The 22065-nt window shown below is 68.6% G+C and carries 18 protein-coding genes and 1 riboswitch; of the genes, 8 read left to right on the plus strand and 10 right to left on the minus strand.

All coding sequences use genetic code 11. The features are described 5' to 3' along the window. Nucleotides 1-277: integrase core domain-containing protein (locus BMY69_RS18540; RefSeq protein ID WP_143070526.1), on the plus strand; the 277-nt coding region annotated here is incomplete at its 5' end. 351 nt (nt 278-628) lie between these two features. Here the strand turns inward: BMY69_RS18540 and BMY69_RS18545 are convergent. Then, the gene (locus BMY69_RS18545; RefSeq protein WP_255364615.1) at nt 629-1642 is read right to left on the minus strand and encodes a YeiH family protein; all 1014 of its coding nucleotides are present in this window, start codon (nt 1640-1642) and stop codon (nt 629-631) included. Between the two features lie 92 nt (nt 1643-1734). On the opposite strand from BMY69_RS18545, the gene BMY69_RS18550 reads away from it, so the two are divergent. Then, complete coding sequence (locus BMY69_RS18550; RefSeq protein ID WP_090181130.1) at nt 1735-2610, plus strand: LysR substrate-binding domain-containing protein; 876 nt, start codon at nt 1735-1737, stop codon at nt 2608-2610. A 16-nt stretch (nt 2611-2626) separates the two neighbouring features. Here BMY69_RS18550 and BMY69_RS18555 read toward each other — a convergent pair whose 3' ends face one another. From BMY69_RS18555 to BMY69_RS18575, 5 genes are all read right to left on the minus strand, one after another. Further along, complete coding sequence (locus BMY69_RS18555) at nt 2627-3607, minus strand: diguanylate cyclase domain-containing protein (protein WP_090181097.1); 981 nt, start codon at nt 3605-3607, stop codon at nt 2627-2629. A 5-nt stretch (nt 3608-3612) separates the two neighbouring features. Next, complete coding sequence (locus BMY69_RS18560) at nt 3613-4182, minus strand: chemotaxis protein CheB (protein ID WP_090051924.1); 570 nt, start codon at nt 4180-4182, stop codon at nt 3613-3615. Further along, on the minus strand, nt 4179-5018 hold the full coding sequence (locus BMY69_RS18565; RefSeq protein WP_254778955.1) for a CheR family methyltransferase: 840 nt from the start codon (nt 5016-5018) through the stop codon (nt 4179-4181). Before BMY69_RS18565 ends, BMY69_RS18560 begins: the two co-directional genes overlap by 4 nt. 1 nt (nt 5019) lies before the next feature. Further along, complete coding sequence (locus BMY69_RS18570) at nt 5020-8685, minus strand: response regulator (protein WP_090181099.1); 3666 nt, start codon at nt 8683-8685, stop codon at nt 5020-5022. 99 nt (nt 8686-8784) lie between these two features. Then, nucleotides 8785-9681 carry a CPBP family intramembrane glutamic endopeptidase gene (locus tag BMY69_RS18575; protein ID WP_090181101.1) on the minus strand — a complete coding sequence of 299 codons (897 nt, stop codon included), beginning with the start codon at nt 9679-9681 and terminating at the stop codon, nt 8785-8787. Between the two features lie 131 nt (nt 9682-9812). Here BMY69_RS18575 and BMY69_RS18580 point away from each other — a divergent pair, with 131 nt between their 5' ends. Then, a complete protein-coding gene (locus tag BMY69_RS18580; protein WP_090181103.1) occupies nt 9813-11471 on the plus strand; it encodes an FAD-dependent oxidoreductase in 1659 nt (552 codons plus the stop codon). On the opposite strand, the gene BMY69_RS18585 is transcribed toward BMY69_RS18580, so the two are convergent. Further along, nucleotides 11472-13073: a peptide chain release factor 3 gene (locus BMY69_RS18585; RefSeq protein WP_090181105.1), complete on the minus strand. Its 1602-nt coding sequence runs from the start codon at nt 13071-13073 to the stop codon at nt 11472-11474. Between the two features lie 127 nt (nt 13074-13200). Continuing rightward, entirely contained in the window at nt 13201-14226 is a 1026-nt protein-coding gene (locus BMY69_RS18590) for a cysteine synthase A (protein ID WP_090181132.1), read from the minus strand. A gap of 184 nt (nt 14227-14410) precedes the next feature. Beyond that, a riboswitch (SAM riboswitch) is annotated at nt 14411-14524 on the plus strand. Between the two features lie 94 nt (nt 14525-14618). Between BMY69_RS18590 and BMY69_RS18595 the strand changes: the two genes are divergently transcribed. From BMY69_RS18595 to BMY69_RS18605, 3 genes are read left to right on the plus strand one after another with little or no spacing between them, the layout of a single operon-like run. Beyond that, nucleotides 14619-15653, plus strand: a complete 1035-nt coding sequence (locus BMY69_RS18595) for a homoserine O-succinyltransferase MetX (protein WP_090181107.1) — start codon at nt 14619-14621, stop codon at nt 15651-15653. Nucleotides 15654-15656: 3 nt separating this feature from the next. After that, nucleotides 15657-16847 carry a cystathionine gamma-synthase gene (gene metB, locus BMY69_RS18600; protein WP_090181109.1) on the plus strand — a complete coding sequence of 397 codons (1191 nt, stop codon included), beginning with the start codon at nt 15657-15659 and terminating at the stop codon, nt 16845-16847. Further along, nucleotides 16844-17911, plus strand: a complete 1068-nt coding sequence (locus BMY69_RS18605; RefSeq protein WP_090181111.1) for a homoserine dehydrogenase family protein — start codon at nt 16844-16846, stop codon at nt 17909-17911. The genes metB and BMY69_RS18605 overlap by 4 nt, the downstream gene beginning before the upstream one ends. A gap of 130 nt (nt 17912-18041) precedes the next feature. On the opposite strand, the gene BMY69_RS18610 is transcribed toward BMY69_RS18605, so the two are convergent. Then, nucleotides 18042-19712 (minus strand): APC family permease, encoded by a 1671-nt coding sequence (locus BMY69_RS18610; protein WP_090181114.1) that lies wholly within the window; start codon nt 19710-19712, stop codon nt 18042-18044. A 160-nt stretch (nt 19713-19872) separates the two neighbouring features. On the opposite strand from BMY69_RS18610, the gene BMY69_RS18615 reads away from it, so the two are divergent. Further along, on the plus strand, nt 19873-20253 hold the full coding sequence (locus BMY69_RS18615) for a hypothetical protein (RefSeq protein WP_090051939.1): 381 nt from the start codon (nt 19873-19875) through the stop codon (nt 20251-20253). Nucleotides 20254-20286: 33 nt separating this feature from the next. On the opposite strand, the gene BMY69_RS18620 is transcribed toward BMY69_RS18615, so the two are convergent. Next, entirely contained in the window at nt 20287-21669 is a 1383-nt protein-coding gene (locus BMY69_RS18620; protein WP_090181116.1) for an L-serine ammonia-lyase, read from the minus strand. 74 nt (nt 21670-21743) lie between these two features. Between BMY69_RS18620 and BMY69_RS18625 the strand changes: the two genes are divergently transcribed. After that, complete coding sequence (locus BMY69_RS18625; RefSeq protein ID WP_090181118.1) at nt 21744-21977, plus strand: glutaredoxin family protein; 234 nt, start codon at nt 21744-21746, stop codon at nt 21975-21977. Nucleotides 21978-22065 lie beyond the last annotated feature (88 nt).

Genomic DNA, 22065 nt, shown 5'->3' on the forward strand with positions numbered 1-22065 from the left:
CCAATACACCGCCGATCTGTTTGTTGCTCATCTGGCCGAACACGGCGCCATCCAAAGCATGAGCCGCAAAGGCAATTGCTGGGACAACGCCGTGGTCGAGCGGGTCTTCCGGACCCTGAAACACGAATGCCTCGGTGAGGAACGCCTGCCGCGGGAAATGACTCGCGTGGCGGTCATCGACTATCTGGCCGGCTACTACAACCACGAGCGTCTACACTCGACCCTCAACTACCTTCCGCCAGCAGAATTCGAAGCACTGGCGGCTCAATGCTCCTAGCTCGTGGTCCAGGAAAGTCCAGCCACTACAACCGTGCGCGCGACATCTTTTTAGGCCGTGAGCCTCAGGTCCTGAGGCGCCTCGCGAAGACATGTCGCGCGCAGGGCGCGCTCCTACGGTGGATGAGCCCGAACGGCAGGCGTGTCACCCACACGTCGAGGCCGAGCAGGATCGTCGCGGTCCGGTGGAGGCGATGCCGAGAAACCGATGGCGGTCAGCGCGCCCAGGTAAGAGCGCGCCGTGCGCGCGACATCTTTTGAGGCCGTGAGCGTCAGGTCCTGCGGCGCCTCGCGAAGACATGTCGCGCGCAGGGCGCGCTCCTACGGTGGATGAGCGGGAGCGGCATGCGCGTCACCAGCGCCCGATCAGATGCTGCACCAGCAGGCTCGTCAACGCGACGGCAGCCCATACGCCGAGACCCAGAAGGATCGGTCGCGGTCCGGTGGAGGCCATGCGGCGCAGGTCCGCGGAGAGGCCGATGGCGGTGAGCGCGACGATGATCAGGCACTCGGCGACGAAGTGGATGACGGGCAGGGCGGCGTCGGGGATCACACCGGCGGTGCGGATCGCCGAGGCGACCAGGAACCAGAGGATGAACCACGGAAAGATGGACGCGAGGCGGAAATCGGAGGCGCCACCGCGCTTCTCACGCCAGGCCACGATCAGCGCGATGGCGAGGCAGATCGGAATGATGAGCGTGGCGCGGGTCAGCTTCACGATGGTCGCGTAATCGCCGGCGGCATGGCTGTAGCTGTAACCGGCCGCGACGACCGACGAGGTGTCGTTGATCGCCGTGCCGGCCCACAGGCCGAACCCGAGGTCGGACAGGCCGAGCCAGTGGCCGAACGCGGGGAAGGTCAGGACGGCGACCAGATTGAAGAGGAAGATGGTCGAGATGGCGAAGGCGGTGTCGTGCTCGTCCGGCTTGACGATGGGCACGACCGCGGCGATCGCCGAGCCGCCGCAGATGGCGGTACCCACGCCGATCAGCAGCTTCAGCGTGTCGTGGACGCGCAGCAGGCGCCCCAGTCCCCACGCGGCGAGACCCGCCGCGGCGACGGTCGCGAGCGTCACCGATAGCGACTCCAGGCCGGTCTTCGCGACCTGGGTGATGCTCAGGCCGAACCCGAGCGCGATGATCGACCACTGCAGGACCTGCTTCGACGCGAAGCGGATGCCGGGCAGGAACTGGGAAGAGGGCGGGGCGAACTGGCGCACCAGGATGCCCAGCACGATGCCGCAGACGGCGCCTCCGACGAGCGGCATCAGTCGGCCGAGCCCGAAGGCGACGGCGGCGACGCCGAATGCCAGGAGCAGGCCCGGCGCGCGGGAAGGGGTAGGCGAGGTGGCGGTGACGGCGGACACGGCAGGATTTCCGGATTGCGAAGGCTGCATTGTCGGTTGCCGTGCCCGATAAGGATATTGAAAATGGCTTATCAACGGTATAAGAACCATTGATGCACGCGATCAGTCCCCGCCAACTCGACGTGTTCGTCGCCATCGCCACCACCGGCAGCGTGCGCGCCGCGAGCGAACGCCTGTTCCTTAGCCAGCCGGCGGCGAGCATGGCCCTCGCCGAGATGGAGCGTCAGCTCGGCGCGCCGTTGTTCGCACGCGAGCGCGGCCGTCTGTCGCTCAACGACCGGGGGCGCGAACTGCTACCGCTCGCCCGTGAACTGCTCGAGCGCCACGCGGAGTTCGCCCGGCGGGCGCAGGGGACGGCCACCGAACTGGCGGGCGAGATCGGTATCGGCGCCAGCAACACGGTGGGCAATTACCTCGTGGGCGAGCTGCTCGGCGATTTCGCGGCCGCTCATCCGGGCGTGTCGCTCCGCCTCGGCGTCGCCAATACCGCGCGCATCGCGCAAGGCGTCCTCGATCACGATTACGACGTCGGCTGCGTCGAAGGTCCGGTGACTCACCCATCGCTGGAGGCGAGGCCGTGGCGGGACGATCGCCTCGTCGTCTGCGCGCGGCCCGATCATCCGCTGGCCGCGAAGAAACGCCTGCGCCGCGAAGACTTCGCCGGGCAGCGCTGGGTGCTGCGTGAGCGCGGCTCGGCCACGCGGGCGCTGAGCGAGCGGGCGCTCGCGGAGCTGCCGGAGGGAACGACGGTACTGGAGCTGGATCAGTCCGAGGCGATCAAACAGGCGGTGATCGCGGGCCTGGGCATCGCCTGCCTCCCCGAGGTGGCCGTCGGCGATGCCGTGCACGCGGGGCGCCTCAAGGTGTTGCCGACGCCGTTCCTCGACCTGCGACGGACCCTCACCGTGCTGCTGCACCGGCAGCGCTATCGCGGCGCGGCGCTGGAAGCGTTCCTGGCCAGCCTGTGAAGGCAGGCTCGTCGCATCACGCCAGCACGCAGCGATTTTTCCCACTGCGCTTGGCCGTATACATCGCGCCATCGGCGGCGGCGACGATGTCGTCGTAGCGGGCGCCGGGATGGAACAGGGTGACGCCGATGCTCGCGCCGATCCGCGCGGGCACGCGTTCACCGCTCACGTTGAGCGTGTAAGGCTCGGCGACCGCGTCGCAGAGCGACTGGCAGCGGCCCAGCGCGCTTTCGGCGTCGTCGGCACCCTGCAGCAGCACGGCGAACTCGTCGCCGCCGAGGCGGGCCACGGTGTCGGTGCCCCGCGTGCGCCCGTCGATGCGCGCCGCGATGGCCTTGAGCAGCTCGTCGCCCGCCGCGTGCCCGTGCCCGTCGTTCACGCCCTTGAAGCCGTCGATGTCGATGTATGCGAGCGCGAACGGATCACCGCCATCGCTGGCGCTGGCGATCGACGCTTCGAGTCGCTCCCGGAACAGCAGGCGGTTGGGCAGGCCGGTGAGGGCATCGTGCGTCGCCTGGTGGCGAACGAGCTCCTGCATCCGCGTGCGTTCCGCCACTTCGCTGGTCAGCTGCGCGTTGCGCACCGAAAGCTCGTCGAGCGCCTGTTGCAGCAGGGCGCGGGCACGGTAGAGCTCGAGGAAGATCTTCACCTTCGACTGCAGGATCACGTCGTTGATCGGCTTGGCGATGTAATCGACCGCGCCCGCGGTGTAGCCCTTGATGCGGTTGATGTCGTCGGCATAGGCGGCGGTCACGAAGATGATCGGCGTCTCGCTCATGTGGTCGGCTTCGGAAATGAACTGCGCCACCTCGAAGCCATCCATCTCCGGCATGTTCACGTCGAGCAGCACCAGGGCGAACTGGTGGTCGAGGCACAGCGCGAGGGCTTCGTTGCCGCCAGCGGCCTCGTAGATATCGGCATCCACACGCGCGAGCAGGCGGCGCATGGCGACGAGGTTGGCGGGGGTGTCGTCGACGACGAGGATCTTGGGACGCATCGTACTCATGGCAGGCAAAGGGAATTGAGGTGGGCGGCGATGGCGTCGAGGGGGAGGCAGGCGTCGGCGCCCGCGATCTCGAGCCCGGCGCGGGGCATGATGTCGGACTCGGCGTCCTCGGGATCCTGCACGACGGCATGCCCGCCGGCGCGGCGCACGGCGGCGAGGCCGCGCGCGCCGTCGGAGTTCGCGCCGGTCAGGAGCACCGCGACGAGCCGTTCGCGCCAGGCATCGGCGGCGGTCTGGAAGAGCACGTCGATGGACGGCCGCGACCACGCGACCTTCTCGTCGACGCTGAGCGAGAAATAGTGATCTTCCTCGATCAGGAGGTGGTAACCGGTGGGTGCGACGTGCACCATGCCCGGCGTGATGTGCGACCGTTCCAGGGCTTCCGCGACCGGGAGCGCGGAGACCCGCGCCAGCAGTTCCACGAGCAACGAGACATCGGCGGAACCCGTGTGGCAACACACGATCACCGCCGCGGTGAGATTCGGCGCGAGGCCGGGCAGAAGTCTCTGGAGGGCGGTCAGCCCCCCCGCGCTGCAGCCGATGACGATGGCGTCGTGCCGGCTCATCGCGTCAGTGGCCTCGCGCCGATGCCGCCGACCTGGTAGATGCGCAGCGCGTGGTCGACGTCGGTGAATCCGCTGGCGGCGGGGGAGAAGTCGATGTTCTCGCGCGTGCCGAGGCAGAGGAACCCACCGCGGACGAGGCTGTCGCGGAAGAGGCCGAGCGTGCGGTCCTGCAGCGTGTTGTTGAAGTAGATGAGCACGTTCCGGCAGAGGATCAGGTGCGCCTCGCAGAAGACCACGTCGGTGACGAGGTTGTGGTTGAAGAACGTGACGTTGCGGCGCAGCCGCTTGTCCAGCTTGATGAAGTCGTAGCGGGCGCTGTAGTAATCGCTGAACGACAGCGTGCCGCCGGCCTCGAGGTAGTTGCGCGACCAGTCGCGCGCGTCGCGCGCCGCGTAGATGCCTTCGCCGGCGGCCGCGAGCGCGGCGTCGTTGAAATCGGTGGCATAGATGCGCGAGCGCTCGTAGAGGCCGGCCTCCTCGAGCAGGATCGCGAGGGAGTAGACCTCCTGACCCTGGGCGCACCCCGCCTGCCAGATGTTGATCTGCGGATAGGACGCCAGCACCGGCAACACCTTCTCGCGCAGCGCGCGGAAGACCTGCGGATCGCGGAACATCTCCGAGACCGGCACGGAGAGGCCCTGGATGACGTGGCCGACGAAACCTTCCTCGTGCAGCACGCGACGATTGAGTTCGCTGATCGTCCCCGTGCCGTGTGTCTGTACCAGTTGCAGCACGCGGCGCTTCAGCGACGCGGGGGCGTAGTCGCTGAAGTCGTGTCCGTGGCGCAGCTGCATGGCCCTGACGAAGAGCTGGATCTCGATGTCCTCGACGTCCACGTCAGACCTTCGCCGGCAGCCAGACGCGGATCATGGAGAGCAGGCGGTCGACGTCGATGGGCTTGGACAGGTAGTCGTTCGCACCGGCCTCCAGGCACTTCTCGCGATCGCCGCGCATGGCCTTCGCCGTGAGCGCGATGATGGGCACGCGCGCGACGGCGGGTTTCGCCCGGATCTCGCGCATGGTCTCGTAGCCGTCCATGACGGGCATCATGATGTCCATCAGCACGAGTTCGATGTCGGCGTCCTTGTCGAGGGTGTCGAGCGCCTTGCGGCCATCCTGCGCCATGACCACCTCGATGCCCTTCGCGCGCAGCACCTTGCTGAGCGCGAAGAGGTTGCGCATGTCGTCGTCGACGAGCAGCACGCGGCGGCCGCGCAGGTCGCCCTCGTCCGGCTCGCCGCCGCCTCCCCTGACGGGCGCGGAGGTGTCCGGCTTCGCGCTTCCGCCATGCCGGATCGAATGCAGGAAAAGGCTCACTTCGTCGAGCAGGCGGTCGGGCGAACGGGCGCCCTTGACCACGATGCTGTCGGTGTACTGCCGGATGCGCATGCTTTCCTCGCGCGATAGGTCGCGTCCGGAGTAGACCACCACGGGCGGCGTGTGCTGGCCCTGCGAAAGGCGTTCGAGGAATTCGAAGCCCGACATGCCCGGCAGGCCGAGGTCGAGCACGATGCAGTCGTAGGTCGTCTGGGTCGTTTTCGCCAGCGCCTCCTCGCCCGAGCCGGCCTCCTCGATGACGACGGCATCGTCCTTGAGCAGGCTGCGGACGGCGGCACGCGCGCTCGGGTCGTCGTCGACGACGAGCAGGTGGCGCGTGCGGCCTTCCGCGAAGTGCAGCAGACGCTCGAAGGCGGTGGTGATCGATTCGCGGCTGACCGGCTTGGTCAGGAAACCCACCGCGCCGAGTTCGAGGCCGCGGGTGGCGTCGTCGGTGGCCGAGATGAAGTGCACGGGAATGTGCCGCGTCGCCGCGTCGCCCTTCAGTCGTTCGATCACGGTCCAGCCGTCCATGCCCGGGAGCATGACGTCGAGCAGGATGCCCGTCGGGCGGTAGCGACGTGCGAGGGCGAGGCCGGACTCGCCATCGGCGGCCGCGAGGACGCGGTGCCCCTTGCGATGGATCATGTCCGCGAGGATGCGTGCGAAGGCCGGATCGTCCTCGACGATGAGGATGGCGGTATCGCCCGGCTGGATCGCGTCGCGGTCGTCGTCGATGCCGTCGGCGATCAGCGACGGCGACAACGGCAGCGTGGCTTCCGCGGCGGCGCGTTCGAGCGGAACGGGTTCGGGACGCGCGCCGCTTTCCGGCGCTTCCTCGGGCAGGTAGATGGTGAACGTGCTGCCTTCGCCGGCCTTGCTGCGCAGCACGATGTCGCCTCCGAGCAGTTCGGCGATGCGGCGCGAGATGGCCAGTCCCAGGCCGGTGCCGCCGTACTGCCGGCTGGTGCTCGCATCCACCTGCTCGAACGCGTGGAAGACGCGCTGGAACTTGTCCTCGGGGATGCCGATGCCCGAATCGGTCACCGCGATGGCGATCGCGCGCGACGCGTCGAGTCCCGCGGGAAGCGGGGCGTCGGCGGCGGGCCGCGAGATCTCGACGTCGACCCGGCCGCTGGCCGTGAACTTGAACGCGTTGCTCAGCAGGTTGTTGACCACCTGTTCGAGCTTGCCGCCGTCCGTGCGGATGGAGGCGGGCAGGCCCGGCTGCAGCCGGACCTCGAAGGCCAGTTTCTTCTCCTGCGCCACGTGATTGAACGTGCGGCCGAGCGTGCGCGCGAGATCGGCGAGCGGGAACGCGTCGACGACGAGTTCCATCTTGCCGGCCTCGACCTTCGACAGGTCGAGGATGTCGTTGATGAGGCGAAGCAGGTTGGAGCCGGCATCGTGGATGATCCGCGCCGATTCGACCTGCTCCTCGTTGAGGTTTTCCTCGTCGTTGTCGGCAAGGCTGCGCGAAAGGATCAGCAGGCTGTTCAGCGGCGTGCGCAACTCGTGCGACATGTTGGCGAGGAACTCGGACTTGTATTGGCTCGCGCGGGCCAGTTCCTCGGCCTTTTCCAGCGTCTCGCGTTGCAGGGCCTCGAGGGCGTCCTTCTGCTCGTTGAGCGTGAGGCTCTTCTCGCGCAGCTCCTCGTTCGAGGCGTGCAGCTCCTCGGTCTGCACCCGCAGTTCCTCCTCGGACGCGACGAGGCGCTGCGACTGTTCCTGGAGTTCGGCGGTCTTGGCCTTGAGTTCGTCGTTGGTGCTGCGCAGGTCTTCCTGTTGCCGGCGCATCGCTTCCTCCGACGCGCGCAGTTCGTCGGCCTGGCTGCGGGTCTGCTCGAGCAAGGACGCGGTGCTGATCGCCCGTCCGAGGTTCTCCAGCGACAGCGCCACGATCGGCGTGAGTTCGTCGAGCAGCTGTTCCTGCACCAGCGTGAGCTGCGCGAAGCTCGCGACCTCGATGACACCGAGCAAGGTGTCGCGCGACACCACGGGAACGACCACGACGCTGCGCGGCGGCGCCTCGCCGCTGCCCGAGTGGATGCGCGTGTAATCCGACGGCACGTCCTGCAGCACGATGGTGCGCCGCTCGATGGCCGCCTGGCCGACGAGGCCTTCGCCGAGCGCATAGTCCGCGGTGACGTGGCGGCGTTCCTTGTAGCCGTAGCTGCCAAGCAGCTCGAGCCGGCCGGTGCCTTCGCGCAGGAGGTAGAACACGCCGAAGCCGGCCTTCAGGCAGGGCACGAGCTCCGACATCAGGGTGGTGGCGAAGTCGCGATAGGTGGTGGCGCCCTGGAGCCGGTTGGAGATCGCGGTCACCGAGCTCTTCAGCCACGTCTGGCCTGCCGTTTCGACGGCCATCTCCTTGAACACCTGCAGCGCGCGGGCGATCTCGCCGATCTCGTCGCGGCGCGTGAGTTGGCGCACTTCGATGTCGTGATCGTGGTTCGCCAGTCGCGTCATCAGCCCCGTCATCTTCACGATCGGACGGGTGATCAGGCGGAAGGTCATGGCGATGACCAGCGCGCCGATGACCAGGCACAGCGCGAGCGAGGCGAGATCGATGTAGCGGGTTGTCTCCAGCTCGCGATCGAGTTCGGCGTTGCGCTTGTCGAGCAGGGCGTGTTCCGTCGCGGACATCTGGCCGATGAAGCCGCGGATCTCGCTCATGCGCACGGTGCGATTCTGGAAATACGTGCCGCGGATGGATTCGCGCGCGACGACGCCCTCGGGTGTCTGCGCGTTGCCGATCGCCCGCATCGGTTCCAGGCCGCCCTTGAGCACTTCGACTTTCCAGCGATCGAGCATCTCCTGCAGGCGGTCGAGGCGCGACTGCTGCAACGGATTGTCGACGGTGAGCTGGCGAAGGCTCGCCATCGCCCGGGCGAGTTCGCGATCCGCGGTTTCGAAGTCGGCGTACTCGTCGCTGGACTGGTTCAGCAGGTACCCGCGCGCGCCGGCCTGGCGGGCCTGCGCAGCGTTGCTGACGTCGGCCAGGGTGAGCAGGACGACGTACGTATGGGACGACCAGGCGCGAGCGTCCTTCTCCCGCGTGAGCGAGGTCAGGTTGCCCAGGCTCGCCGCCACGAACAGCACGAGCAGCGAGGCGATGGCGATGACGATCTTGCGTTGCAGGGGCTGGTCGGCCAGCCAGGATCGCGTCTTTTCGTTGGAAGACATGCAAGGACCAGTGAGAAGTGGAACGGGGCTGTCGCTCGGTAACCAGTACACCGGCGACGAGGTCGCCAGCGTGACGTCCGGCTCAGGGTGTGACGCCGGTCACGCGATCGCCGGGTCCTTCCGCCGCCACGAGGGTGCGACAAGTGTGCCACGGCGCACGGCGATCGCCAGGCAGGCGGCGGTCACCACCGAGCACAACCCGAGCGCCACCACCGACGCTTCGGCGCCGAAGGCGCCCCCGGTCAGCCAGTCGGGCCCCTGCATGTGCGAGACGAGCAGGCCGTGCTGCTCGAAGCCCGACACGGGGATCCCGTAGAACGGCCCCTGCATGACGTTCCAGGCCGCATGGGCGCCCATGCAGACCCACAGGGAGCGGGTGACGTGATAGAGCAGGCCGAAGAGCAGCCCGGCTTCGATGGCGATGGCCAGCGCGCTCCACGTCGTGGCGTTGGGGTTCCAGATATGCAATCCGCCGAAAACGGCCGCCGACACCAGCAGGGCCGCCCAGGTGCCGAGGCCTTCCTCCACGATCCGGAAGATCACCCCGCGGCTGACGATCTCCTCGCCCACGCCGGCGCCGACGCCCACCACGAGCACGGGTCCGAGCCAGGCGATCCCCGTGTCGACCCGGTCGACCGCGTAGGCCCCGAAGCTCCACAGGCTGCCGACGATGAGCGAGAACAGCAGCGCGCCACCGAGGAGGCCGGCAACGAGGTGCGGCAACGCCTTGCGTGCAGCGAGCTCGTCCACTCGCCGTCGCTCGATGAAGCGCACCAGCAGCCAGTAGGCGAGCGCGGGCGGAAGGAGTCGAAGGGCCTCGATGGAGGGCGTCACGTCCGCCCATGGGATGTCGCCATGGGGAAGCCCGAGGGCGTCGCGCAACAGCCGCGTCGCGGCGCCGATCGCGACGAGCAGGACGAAAAACGCCACGATCCGCCCGAGTGGCGAACGCAGGAGGCGCAGCGGCAGCGTCGGGGCGGGTATCGCGTCGGTCATGGCGGCGTCGTGTGGTGGCTCGCGCGCAGTCTACGCAGGCATGATGGTGCTCCGATACAAGATCGTGCGAAGCCAGTTCCGGTAACGTGCCCCGCGTGGGCGCCTGCCCGGACCCTTCCTGGAAACCGTCGATGGCCATCCCCTCCGAAAACGACCCGTCGAGCCCGCAGAACCGGCGCGAGCAGACCTTCCCGCAGCTGAGCGAGGACATGGCGTCGCGCCTGGTCAGGTACGGCGTCGAGGAAACGGTGCCCGCCGGGACGATCCTGTTCCGCCGCGGCGACCGCCAGAGCGACTGCTTCTTCGTCATCGAAGGCCGCATCGACATCTACGACTTCGACCAGAACGGCGAACCCGTCGTCTTCGTCGAGCATGGCCCGAACCAGTTCACGGGCGAGGTGAACCAGTTCAGCGAGCGGCAGATCATGGTCAGCGCCCGCACCGGCGTCGACTCGCGCCTGGTGCGCCTCGACACGCGCTCGTTCCGCCGCCTGATCACCGGCGAGCCGGACATCGGCGAGGTGATCATGCGCGCGTTCATCCTGCGCCGCGTGGGCCTGCTGCAGACCGGGCAGGGCGGCATCACGCTGCTCGGCTCCTCGCATGCCGCCGATACCGTCCGGCTGCGCAGCTTCCTGATCCGCAACGCCTATCCGCACCGGTTGCTCGACACGGACGTGGACGACGAAGCCCGCCACATGATCGAAGGGTTCGGCCTGACGCCTTCCGAGTGCCCCGTGGTCATCCTGCCGGACCGCCGCGTCCTGCATTGCCCCACCACCACCGCGCTGGCCGACGAACTGGGCATCACGATCGTGCTGGACAGCGCGCATGTGCACGACGTGGCGGTGATCGGCGCCGGACCGGCGGGCCTCGCCGCGGCGGTGTACGCGGCATCGGAAGGCCTGGACACGCTCGTCCTCGAGGCGCTGGCGCCAGGCGGGCAGGCGGGCACCAGCTCGAAGATCGAGAACTACCTGGGCTTCCCCACGGGCATCTCGGGACAGGCGCTCGCGGGGCGCGCGCAGGTGCAGGCGATGAAGTTCGGCGCCCACATGGCGATGGCGCGGACGGTCACCGGCATGGATTGCACGCGGCACCCGTACCGCCTGCTGCTCGACGACGGTACGACCGTCAGCGCGCGCGCTGTCGTCGTCGCGACCGGCGCGCGCTACCGCAAGCTCGACCATCTGGATTACGAACGCTTCGAAGGGCAGGGCATCCAGTACGCCGCGACGGCGATGGAGGCGGCGCTGTGCGCCGGTCAGGAGGTCGTGGTCGTCGGTGGCGGCAACAGCGCCGGCCAGGCGGCGGTCTTCCTCGCGCGCACCGTGGCGCATGTCCACATCATCGTGCGCGGCGACGGCCTCGCCGCGACGATGTCGGATTACCTGGTCCAGCGCATCGAACAGTCGCCACGGATCACGTTGCACCCGCGCTGCCAGATCGATTACCTCGAGGGCGACACCTACCTGCGCGAGGTCGGCTGGAAGTGCGCCGATGGCCAGTCGGTACGCGTCAAGGTCGGCAGCCTGTTCGTGATGATCGGCGCCGAGCCGAACACCGCATGGCTCCACGACTGCCTCGATCTCGATCGCAAGGGCTTCGTGCTCACCGGTCGCGATGGCGACGGCTATGCCACGCCGTCACCGTATGCCACTACCTTGCGCGGTGTCTTCGCCGTGGGCGACGTGCGCTCGGGTTCCATCAAACGCGTGGCGTCGAGCGTCGGCGAGGGATCGGTGGTGGTGCAGGCCATCCACCGGTTCCTGAATCCCTCGCCGGTCTGATCAGACTTCGACGGCGGCCGCGTGCTCGCGTGTGGCCGAGAAACGCACCGTCGGCCAGCGTTCCTGCGCCAGCTGGAGATTCACCCGTGTCGGCGCGAGGTAGACCAGCTCACCCGCCGCGTCGATCGCGAGGTTCGCCGCGTTCTTCTCGCGGAATTCCTCGAGCTTCTTCGCGTCGTCGCAGTGGATCCAGCGCGCCGTGGCGACGCCGACCTGTTCGAAGCTGGCGTCGACGTTGTATTCGTCCTTCAGACGGTACGCCACGACGTCGAACTGCAGGACGCCCACGGCGCCGAGGATCAGGTCGTTCGACATCAGCGGGCGGAAGAACTGCGTCGCGCCTTCTTCCGAGAGCTGCGCGAGGCCCTTCTGCAGCGCCTTCATCTTCATCGGATCGCGCAGGCGCGCGCGACGGAAGAGTTCCGGCGCGAAGTTCGGGATGCCGGTGAACGACAGCGCCTCGCCTTCGGTGAAGGTGTCGCCGATCGTGATCGTGCCGTGGTTGTGCAGGCCGATGACGTCACCCGGATACGCGCGTTCGACGATCTCGCGATCCGACGCCATGAACGTCAGCGCATTTGCGATGCGCACTTCCTTGCCCGTCCGCGTCTGCTGCATCTTCATGCCGGCGGTGTAGGTGCCCGAGCAGACGCGCATGAAGGCGACGCGGTCGCGGTGCGCCGGATCCATGTTCGCCTGGATCTTGAAGACGAAGCCGGTGAGCTTCTCTTCCTCGGGCTTCACTTCGCGCGTGAGCGTGTCGCGCGAGCGCGGCGACGGCGCGTGCTGGACGAAGAAGTCGAGCAGCAACTGCACGCCGAAGTTGTTCACGGCCGAGCCGAAGAACACCGGCGTCTGCTTACCGGCGAGGTAGGCCTCGAGGTCGAACGGATTCGATGCGCCGAGCACGAGTTCCAGTTCGTCGCGCAGTTCGTCGAGCGCCGCCTGGCCGATGCGTTCCGCGAGTTCCGGATGATCGAGGCCCTTGAAGATCGTGGAATCCTGGCGCGTGAAGTTCTTGCCCGGTTCGAACACGTGGACCTCGTCGAGCAGCACGTGGTACACGCCCTTCAGGCGCGACCCCATGCCGATGGGCCAGGTGAGCGGGGCGCAGGCGATGCCGAGCACCGATTCGACTTCGTCGAGCAGTTCGATCGGGGCGCGCCCCTCGCGATCGAGTTTGTTGATGAAGGTCATGATCGGCGTGTCGCGCAGGCGGCACACCTCCATGAGCTTGATCGTGCGCTCCTCGACGCCCTTCGCGCAGTCGATGACCATGAGGGCCGAGTCGACCGCCGTGAGCACGCGATACGTGTCCTCGGAGAAGTCCGCGTGGCCCGGGGTGTCGAGCAGGTTGACGATGGCGTCGTCGTACGGGAACTGCATCACCGACGAGGTGACCGAGATGCCGCGCTCCTTTTCCAGGGCCATCCAGTCGGACGTGGCGTGGCGCGCGGCCTTGCGGCTCTTCACCGATCCGGCCATCTGGATGGCGCCGCCGAACAGCAGCAGCTTTTCGGTCAGCGTGGTCTTGCCCGCGTCGGGATGGCTGACGATGGCGAAGCTGCGCCGCCGGCGCGTTTCGGTAAGGTGGCTGGACATCGGTGCGGAGTCGCTGGTGTTGGCTAACCCATTATTCTAACAGGGTCTGGCGAGGCGAGATCGCCGTGGGAGCGCACCTGGGCGCGATGCATGCTTGCCTCGGTACCCATCGCGCCCAGGTGCGCTCCTACGGCGCGGTCGGGAAGGCAGCGTCCAGCCATTCCGGCACCGGGATGCCCTTCTCGCGGAGGAACCCCGGGTTGAACAGCTTCCCCTGGTAGCGCATGCCTCCGTCGCAGAGCACGGTCACGATCGTGTGGCCGGGGCCCAGTTCGCGTGCCATGCGGATGGCCCCGGCGACGTTCACGCCGCTGGAGCCCCCGACGCAGTAGCCCTCCCGGTGGAGGAGGTCGTGCAGGATGGGGACCGATTCGTCGTCCGGTATCGACCAGGCCACGTCGATCGGCGCGGCCGTGAAATTGGCCGTCAGGCGGCTGTTGCCGATGCCCTCGCTGATGGACGAGCCGGAGGACGCCACGGCCTCGCCGGTGGTCGCGTAGCCGGCGAAGATCGATCCGGCCGGGTCGGCGAGGCCGATCCGGATACCCGGGCGGCGGGCCTTGAGGGCGGCCCCGACTCCGGCGATGGTGCCGCCGGTGCCGGCCGCGCAGACGAAGCCATCGACGCGGCCGCCCGTCTGCTCCCAGATCTCGACGCCCGTATGGGCCTCGTGCCAGGCGCGGTTGGCCGGGTTGTCGAACTGGTCGGCGAACCAGGCGCTGCCGGGCTCGGTCGCGTTCATCGCCTCGGCCATGGCCCGGGCGACGCGGGCGTAGTGGTTCGGGTCCGTGAACGGCACCACGGGCACGAGGCGGATCTCCACGCCCATGACCCGCAGCGTGTCGATCTTTTCCTTGCTCTGGGTGTCGGGCATCACGACGATCGTCCGGTAGCCCCGGCTGGCGCCGAGCAGGGCCAGGCCGATGCCCGTGTTGCCCGCGGTGCCTTCGATCACGGTCGAGCCCGGCCGCAGCAGTCCGCGCCGTTCGGCGTCAGCCATCAGCCCCAGGGCGGTGCGGTCCTTCACGGAGCCGCCCGGGTTCATGAACTCGGCCTTGGCGAGGATCTCGCAGCCGGTCGCCTCCGAGGCGTCGCGGAGGCGAAGGAGGGGAGTATTGCCGATGGCGGCGGCGAAGGAGTCGTGGATGGTCATGGGGTCATCGTAACCGAGGTCCGTGGGTGAATGGACGCTCGAGGCGAGCACCCGTTCGCCCGCCAGCGGGCTTCCCACAGCGGATTCCGTTCCGTGCGGGGAGTCCGTCACATGTTGGACATCTAGCCATCTGGACGTCTAAACGGCTGTTGACACGGCGTCGATCGGTGCGTATCGTCGATCGCACTCATCGAGACCGGCTGAGGGACAGGCCCTTTGAAGCCGGGGCAACCTGCGGATTTCCGCGACGGTGCCAACTCCTGCGGGGCGTGTTCGCACGCCAGCCGATAGATGGGAATGTCCGCTCCGGGCGTGCGTTTCGCGCACCCGTCGTGCCGACAGTCCGCCTCACGGTCCCGCGAAAGCTCGATCCCGACCGCAGGAAACCGGACATGTCAGCAGAGCCCGCCACCGTGATCTCCTTCCCCGATACGGCCCCCGCCGCGGCCCGCCGCGCGAACGACCTGAGCGAGCAGCGCGGCACACGGCGCGTGATCGTCACGCCGAAGTACGGCAGCGATCCCGTCGAGGTCGACGTCCGCTACCTGTGGTGCGGCGCGCCGCATGCCCCGACGATCGTCGTGCAGGGCGGCATCTCGGCCGACCGCGACGTCTGCGCCGGCCGCGATCGCGCGACGGGCTGGTGGCAGGAACTCGTCGCCGAGGGCGGCGCGATCGACCTGGCCGAATGCCGTGTGCTTTCCATCGACTGGCTGGCGCCGGCCGACCTGGGCGATGTGTCCTCGATCTCCAGCGAGGACCAGGCCGCGGCGCTCGCGGCGCTGGTCGACGAACTGGGCATCGGCCGGGTGCATGCGTTCATCGGTTCGTCGTACGGTGCCATGGTGGGGCTCGCCTTCGCCGCGGCGCACCCCGCGAAGGTGAAGTCGCTGGTGCTGCTGGCCGGCGCGCACCGTCCGCATCCGCTCGCGACCGCGCAGCGCTCGGTGCAGCGTGGCATCGTTCGCCTCGGTATCGGTTCCGGCCGCACGGACGAGGCGCTGGCGCTGGCGCGTCAGCTGGCGATGACCACGTACCGCGGCAGCGAGGAGTTCTCGCGCCGCTTCGCCTCCGGTCCCGAGCTGCGCGACGGTCGCTTCCATTTCCCCGTCGAGGATTACCTCGAACACGCCGGTCGTCGCTTCGTGGAGCGCTTCGATCCCGAGCGGTTCCTCGCGCTCTCCGAATCCATCGACCTGCACGACATCCAGCCCGAGCGCGTCGCCGCGCCGACGGTGCTGGTCGGCTTCCCGTCCGATCGCCTCGTCCCGCTCGCGGATCTCTTCGAACTGCAGCGCCGCCTCGGTGGCACCGCCACCCTCGAAGTCGTGGACTCGCCGTACGGCCACGACGCCTTCCTCAAAGAAACCGTGCAGCTCGCTCCCGTGCTGCGTCACGCACTCAACGACTGTCGCGGAGACCGCTAAGCCATGACCGATACCCGCCTGTGTACCCGCGCCGTCCGCGCCGGCATCGAATCCGACACGCAGCACGGCGCCGTGGTGCCGCCGCTGCACCTGTCCACGAATTACTCGTTCGACGGCTTCGGCCGCAAGCGTGCCTACGACTACTCGCGCAGCGGCAACCCGACGCGCGACCTGCTCGCGGAGGCGCTGACGGAACTGGAAGAAGGCGCTGGCGCCGTCGTGACGGGAAGCGGCATGTCGGCGGTCGCGCTGGCCCTCGAACTCGTGCCCGCGGGCGCACTCGTGCTCGCCGCGCATGATTGCTATGGCGGTACATGGCGCCTGCTCGACGCCTGGGCGAAGAAGGGCCGCTTCAGCGTGCGCTTCGTCGACTTCACGGATCCGGCGGCACTGGCGGAGGGCCTCGCGGCGAAGCCCGCGCTGGTCTGGATCGAAACGCCGTCGAACCCGCTGCTGCGGATCACCGACGTGCGTCACGTGGCGCAGGCCGCGCACACCGTCGGCGCGCTGGTGGTCGTGGACAACACGTTCCTCTCGCCGGCGTTGCAGCAGCCGATCCGCCTCGGTGCCGACATCGTGGTGCACTCGACGACGAAGTACATCAACGGTCACAGCGACGTCGTGGGCGGCGCCGTGATCGCGGCCGACGCGGCGGTCGCCGAGCAGCTGAAATGGTGGGGGAACTGCAACGGTCTGACCGGCTCGCCGTTCGACAGCTTCCTGACGCTGCGCGGCGTGCGCACGCTCGCCGTGCGCCTGCGCGCGCACGAGGAGAACGCACATCGCGTGGCGGCATGCCTCGACGCGCACGACGTGGTCGAGCGCATCTACTATCCCGGCCTCGCGACGCACCCGGGCCACTCGCTCGCGCAGCGCCAGCAGAACGGCTTCGGCGCGATGCTGAGCTTCGAGATCGCCGGCGGCACCGACGCGATCCGGGCGTTCGTCGATGGGCTCCGTTATTTCTCCCTGGCGGAGTCGCTGGGAGGCGTGGAAAGCCTGGTCGCGCATCCCGCCACCATGACGCACGCGTCGATGGCGCCCGAAGCGCGTCGCGTCGCCGGCATCGCCGACAATCTCCTGCGCCTGTCGATCGGCATCGAGGACGGCGACGATCTGATCGCCGACATCGAGGCGGGCCTGGCGCGTGCGGCCGCCGTGGCGCCGGCAGCCAAACGCAAGGTCGGGGCATGAACGCCGTGGCGATCGCGCCGCAGGCGCAGTCGGCGCCCCGCACGGCGGTGGTCTTGCTCGGTACCGGCGTGGTCGGCCGCGCGCTGCTGACGTTGCTCGGCACGCCGGCCGCGCGCTCGCTGCGCCTGGTCGGTGCCGCGAACTCGAAGCGCCAGCACGTGCTCGCCGAGGGCGTCGCGCCCGGCGATGTCGCGCAGCATCTCGCGCGTGGCAGGGAAGGGCGCGACAACGCGCCGTTGCTCGCCGCGCTCGATGCGGCCGGGGCGGAGCGCAAGGTCGTCATCGATGCGACGGCGTGCGCCACCGAGGCGAGCCGCCATGCCGAATGGCTCGCGGCCGGGTACCACGTCGTCACGGCGAACAAGGCGCTCGCGGGTGGTCACCTTTCGGGCTGGCGCGCCCTCCAGCAGGCGACCTCGACCGGGTCCGTCTATGGCGACGCCGCGACCGTCGGCGCGGGCCTGCCGGTGCTGTCGACCCTGCGCCGCCTGCGTCATTGCGGCGACAGCCTGCTGACGCTCGAGGGCGTGTTCTCCGGCTCGCTGTCGTGGCTGTTCAACCAGTACGACGGGAGCCGGCCGTTCTCGGCGCTGCTGCGCGACGCGCGGCGGCTCGGCTTCACCGAGCCCGACCCGCGCTCCGATCTTTCCGGCGAAGACGTCGCGCGCAAGCTGCTGATCATCGCGCGCAACGCGGGTTTCGCGCTGGGCAGCGACGAGGTCGAGGTCGAAAGCCTCGTGCCCGAGGCGCTGCGCGGCGTCGACACGGCGACGTTCCTCGATCGCCTGGAGGAACTGGACGAACCGCTGCGCGCGCGACACGCGCAGGCGGCGACGAACGGCAAGGTGCTGCGCTATCTCGCGCGGCTGAACCAGCGCGGCCGCGCACGGGTCGGCCTCGTCGAAGTGGGGCCGGATCACCCGGCCGCGCGCCTGTCCGGCACCGACAACCAGTTCGCGCTGACGACGACGCGTTATCACGCGACGCCGCTGGTGATCCAGGGACCGGGCGCCGGTCCGGAAATCACCGCGCAGGCGTTGCTGGGGGACGTATTGGCGCTCTAGGCGTGCTGGACGACGTGCCCCGCCGCCAGCGCGGAGCTTCCGGTGCCCTCGGGCGCACGCCGGCCATAACGCCCCCGCTTCCCATCCCCCATCCCCAAAAAAACCGCCCCTCGGGGCGGTTTTTTTCGTATCAGCGATGGCCGGTGACGCGTTCGGCCTCGTCCGCGCTGGGCGGAAGATCCGGTTCGCCCGGCAGCACCTCGTCGTGGTGGAAGCGCGCGGCCTCGACCATCGGCGTGCGCCAGCCCGTGGCGATGCCCCAGAAGTAGAAGATCGCGCCGAGCACGGCGACGAGCGCGAGGTCGTAGCCGTAGGGGATGTAGTCGTGGCCGCCGAACGTCTTGCTGCCCGCCCACGACACCAGGGCGATGACCGGCAGGTAGACGATGAGCCACCACGCACCCCTGAGGTGGCGACGGAAGTCTTCCCAGCCGCTCTTCGCGGTGTAGTAGAAGTAGATCGGCAGCGCCACGACCATCAGCAGGATGATCTCGCCGGTCAGCGGCCACTTCGCCCAGTAGAGCAGTTCGGTGGCGAAGATGAAGGCCAGCGCCGCCAGGATCGGGAGGCCCGGAATGCGCAGCGGGCGCTTGAGTTCCGGCGCCGTGCGGCGCAGCGTCATCACGCTGACCGGGCCCGTGAGGTACGAGATGATCGTCGAAACCGAGATCACCGCCGCCAGCGTGCCCCAGCCGCGGAAGAAGAACAGGAAGATGAAGCTCACCACGAGGTTCAGCCACATCGCCGGGCGCGGAATGCCGAAGCGCGGGTGGATGTGGCCGAAGATCTTCGGCAGCTGCCCGTTGCGCTCCATCGCGTAGATCATGCGCGCGGTGGTCGCGGTGTAGGTGGCGCCGGTGCCGCTCGGGCTGACGAAGGCGTCGGCGTAGAGCAGGATGGCCATCCAGTTGATCATCAGCGCGGTCGCGAGCTGCGCGAACGGCGAGGCGTACTCGAGGCCGGCCCAGCCATTGCCGAGCTGGTCCGGCGGCACCGCGCCGAGGAACGCGACCTGCAGCAGCACGTAGACGACGGTGGCGAGCAGGATCGAGCCGATCACCGCGAGCGGCACGCTGCGGCCCGGATTGCGCGCTTCGCCGGCGAGGTTCACCGGGCTCTGGAAGCCGTTGAAGCTGAAGACGATGCCCGAGATCGCGACGGCGGTCAGGATCGACGAGATGTCGATCGCATGGTTGCCGCCGTGGGCGCCGATGTGGAAGTTGCCCGGGTTCCAGCTCGTCGCGATGAGCGCGACGCCGGTCGCCGCCGGCACCACGAGCTTGAAGACGGTGATCGCCGTGTTGCTCTTGGCGAACAGCTTCACGCTCCAGAAGTTGAGGAAGAAGTAGACCAGCACCAGCACCACCGCGATCGCGAGACCCGGCGGCGTCAGTTCGCCGTGCCCGTTCGTCACGACGTAGAGGTCCTTGGTCCATGCCGCCCATTCCCACGGCCAGGAGGCCATGTACTGGACCGACGCCTCGGCCTCGACCGGGATCACCGATACGATCGCGATCCAGTTCGCCCAGCCCGCGATGAAGCCGACCAGCGACCCGTGCGAGTAGTGGCCGTAGCGGACCATGCCGCCGGACTCGGGGAACATCGCGCCCAGTTCCGCGTAGGTGAGGGCGATGAACAGGATGATGACGGCGCCGATGATCCAGGCGTAGATCGCGCCGGGACCGGCGAGCTGGGCGGCGTGCCAGGCGCCGAACAGCCAGCCGGAGCCGATGATCGAGCCCAGGCCGGTAAGCATGAGGGCAAAGGCGCCGACGTCGCGGCGGATAGCGCTATGGGACATGGTGACTCCGGTCGGACGGGACGGGTTGGACCCCGGCCCGGGGCGGCACAAGGGCCGGATGATGACAGCCCCGGCCGCGCCTGTCAGCCTGCACCCGCCCAATACAAGTGGCGCCGCGTCGATATACACTGACCGACGCGGTAGGGATGAAGGGGGTCGGATGCGCTCGAAGGTGGTCGCCAGCGGCATGTTGCTCGTTGCCTTGACGGCATGCGGCGTCGCCGCGGCGCAGGAGCAGTGGAGCGACAAAGGGCGGCTGATCGATTCGGAGTCGTACGACCGTACCGCCAAGGGTTTCTACTTCACGCTCTACCCCGGCGAAGACCCGGTGCAGGCCGTGCGGCGCTGCGCCATCGCGATGCGCGAGCTGGGCCGCCTGTCGTCCGTATCGTGCTTCGCGTACACGAGCCGGCAGCGCTTCGAGACCCGTCGCGGCAAGCTGCGGGTCTGCTATTCGGCGGTCGCCAACTGGTGGGGCGAGGACGAGCCGGTTCGCGTCGAGACGGTCGATCGCCTGCCGCGCCTTTGTCCGGTCCGTTGATCGCCATGCCGCCGGCAGGCACGGCGGCCCGTTTCAGCACTCGATGACGTTGACCGCGAGGCCGCCGCGCGAGGTTTCCTTGTACTTGTCCTTCATGTCGCGGCCGGTGTCGCGCATGGTGGCGATGACCTTGTCGAGCGAGACGTGGTGCTTGCCGTCGCTCTTGAGCGCCATGCGGCTGGCGTTGATCGCCTTGACCGCGCCCATCGCGTTGCGTTCGATGCAGGGGATCTGCACGAGGCCGCCGATCGGGTCGCAGGTGAGGCCGAGGTTGTGCTCCATGCCGATCTCGGCGGCGTTCTCCACCTGCGTGACGCTGCCGCCGAGCGCGGCGGTCAGCCCGCCGGCGGCCATGGAGCAGGCCACCCCGACCTCGCCCTGGCAGCCGACCTCGGCGCCCGAGATCGAGGCGTTTTCCTTGTAGAGGATGCCGATGGCGCCCGCCGTCAGCAGGAATTGGATGACGCCCTCTTCGGACGCGCTGGGGCAGAAGTGCCGGTAATAGTGCAGTACCGCGGGGACGATGCCGGCCGCGCCATTGGTCGGCGCGGTGACGACGCTGCCGCCGGCGGCGTTCTCCTCGTTCACGGCGAGCGCGTAGAGGTTCACCCAATCGAGGATCGTGAGCGGATCGCGCAGCGACGCTTCCGGCTGGGCGCGCAGTTCGGCGGCCATGGCCGGCGCGCGGCGGTTGACCTTCAGCCCGCCGGGCAGCACGCCGGGCGAGCGCAGCCCGCGCGCGACGCAATCCTGCATGGCCTTCCAGATGCGCAGCAGGCCCGTGCGCGTTTCGGATTCCGGTCGCCAGATGCTTTCGTTGCGCATCATCAGTTCGGCGATCGTGAGGCCGTGTTCCTTGCACAGCGCCAGCAGCTGGTCGCCGGTGGAGAACGGGTACGGCTGTTCGCTCGTGTCGGCGACGATGCGGTCTTCGGCCGCCTCGTCCGGATTGACCACGAAGCCGCCGCCGACGGAGTAGTAGTCGCGCGTGGCGAGCTCGTTGCCGTCGGCGTCGTACGCCGAGAAGCGCATGCCGTTGGTGTGGAACGGGAGCTTCTGGCGCTTGTTGAAGACGAGGTCGGCCTTCTCGTCGAACGCGATCTCGTGACGGCCGAGGATGCGGATGCGCTTCGTGCCGCGGATGCGTTCGAGCGTGGCGGGGATCGTGTCCGGATCGACGCGGTCGGGCCACTCGCCTTCGAAGCCCAGCAGCACGGCCTTGTCCGTGCCGTGGCCGCGGCCCGTCATCGCCAGCGAGCCGAACAGCTCGCAGCGGACGCGGGCGACGCGCTCCAGCACCCCTTTCTCTTCGAGCCAGTGCTCGGCGAAGCGCGCGCCCGCGCGCATCGGGCCCACCGTATGGGACGACGACGGGCCGATACCGATCTTGAAGAGGTCGAAAACGCTGACTGCCATGGCTTCGGGGTGTGGCTTGGGGGAAATAGCCCGCTATTCTACGCTGCCACGTCTTCCGGCCCATACACCCGCGCATGTCCGCCTTCACGTTGTTCCAGCGCGACGACTGCCATCTCTGCGACCAGGCCCTGGCCGTGCTCGCCGAGGCTCGTTTGCCGGAATTCGAATCGGTGTGGATCGACGACGACGACGCGCTCGAGGCACGTTACGGCATCCGCGTGCCCGTGCTGCGCCGCGGCGACGGCGAGGAGCTGGAGTGGCCGTTCGACGCGACGATGGTGCGCGCGTTCGCATCGCACACCCCGTAGGAGCGCGCCCTGCGCGCGACATGTTTTGAGGCCGTGGCTGGGAGCTGGCGCGCGAACTTGGGGACTGCGGCGAAGAGCTGTCGCGGCC

The organism is Luteibacter sp. UNC138MFCol5.1, assembly GCF_900110505.1.
In the GTDB taxonomy this organism is placed as follows: domain Bacteria; phylum Pseudomonadota; class Gammaproteobacteria; order Xanthomonadales; family Rhodanobacteraceae; genus Luteibacter.

What these genes read in the sequence shown, in the direction of transcription:
- BMY69_RS18610 (WP_090181114.1), bottom strand. Translation starts at nt 19,712, where the DNA reads ATGTCCCATAGCGCTATCCGCCGCGACGTCGGCGCCTTTGCCCTCATG.
- BMY69_RS18615 (WP_090051939.1), top strand. Translation starts at nt 19,873, where the DNA reads ATGCGCTCGAAGGTGGTCGCCAGCGGCATGTTGCTCGTTGCCTTGACG.
- BMY69_RS18605 (WP_090181111.1), top strand. Translation starts at nt 16,844, where the DNA reads ATGAACGCCGTGGCGATCGCGCCGCAGGCGCAGTCGGCGCCCCGCACG.
- metB (WP_090181109.1), top strand. Translation starts at nt 15,657, where the DNA reads ATGACCGATACCCGCCTGTGTACCCGCGCCGTCCGCGCCGGCATCGAA.
- BMY69_RS18550 (WP_090181130.1), top strand. Translation starts at nt 1,735, where the DNA reads ATGCACGCGATCAGTCCCCGCCAACTCGACGTGTTCGTCGCCATCGCC.
- BMY69_RS18590 (WP_090181132.1), bottom strand. Translation starts at nt 14,226, where the DNA reads ATGACCATCCACGACTCCTTCGCCGCCGCCATCGGCAATACTCCCCTC.
- BMY69_RS18580 (WP_090181103.1), top strand. Translation starts at nt 9,813, where the DNA reads ATGGCCATCCCCTCCGAAAACGACCCGTCGAGCCCGCAGAACCGGCGC.
- BMY69_RS18585 (WP_090181105.1), bottom strand. Translation starts at nt 13,073, where the DNA reads ATGTCCAGCCACCTTACCGAAACGCGCCGGCGGCGCAGCTTCGCCATC.
- BMY69_RS18555 (WP_090181097.1), bottom strand. Translation starts at nt 3,607, where the DNA reads ATGCGTCCCAAGATCCTCGTCGTCGACGACACCCCCGCCAACCTCGTC.
- BMY69_RS18625 (WP_090181118.1), top strand. Translation starts at nt 21,744, where the DNA reads ATGTCCGCCTTCACGTTGTTCCAGCGCGACGACTGCCATCTCTGCGAC.
- BMY69_RS18620 (WP_090181116.1), bottom strand. Translation starts at nt 21,669, where the DNA reads ATGGCAGTCAGCGTTTTCGACCTCTTCAAGATCGGTATCGGCCCGTCG.
- BMY69_RS18570 (WP_090181099.1), bottom strand. Translation starts at nt 8,685, where the DNA reads ATGTCTTCCAACGAAAAGACGCGATCCTGGCTGGCCGACCAGCCCCTG.
- BMY69_RS18575 (WP_090181101.1), bottom strand. Translation starts at nt 9,681, where the DNA reads ATGACCGACGCGATACCCGCCCCGACGCTGCCGCTGCGCCTCCTGCGT.
- BMY69_RS18560 (WP_090051924.1), bottom strand. Translation starts at nt 4,182, where the DNA reads ATGAGCCGGCACGACGCCATCGTCATCGGCTGCAGCGCGGGGGGGCTG.
- BMY69_RS18595 (WP_090181107.1), top strand. Translation starts at nt 14,619, where the DNA reads ATGTCAGCAGAGCCCGCCACCGTGATCTCCTTCCCCGATACGGCCCCC.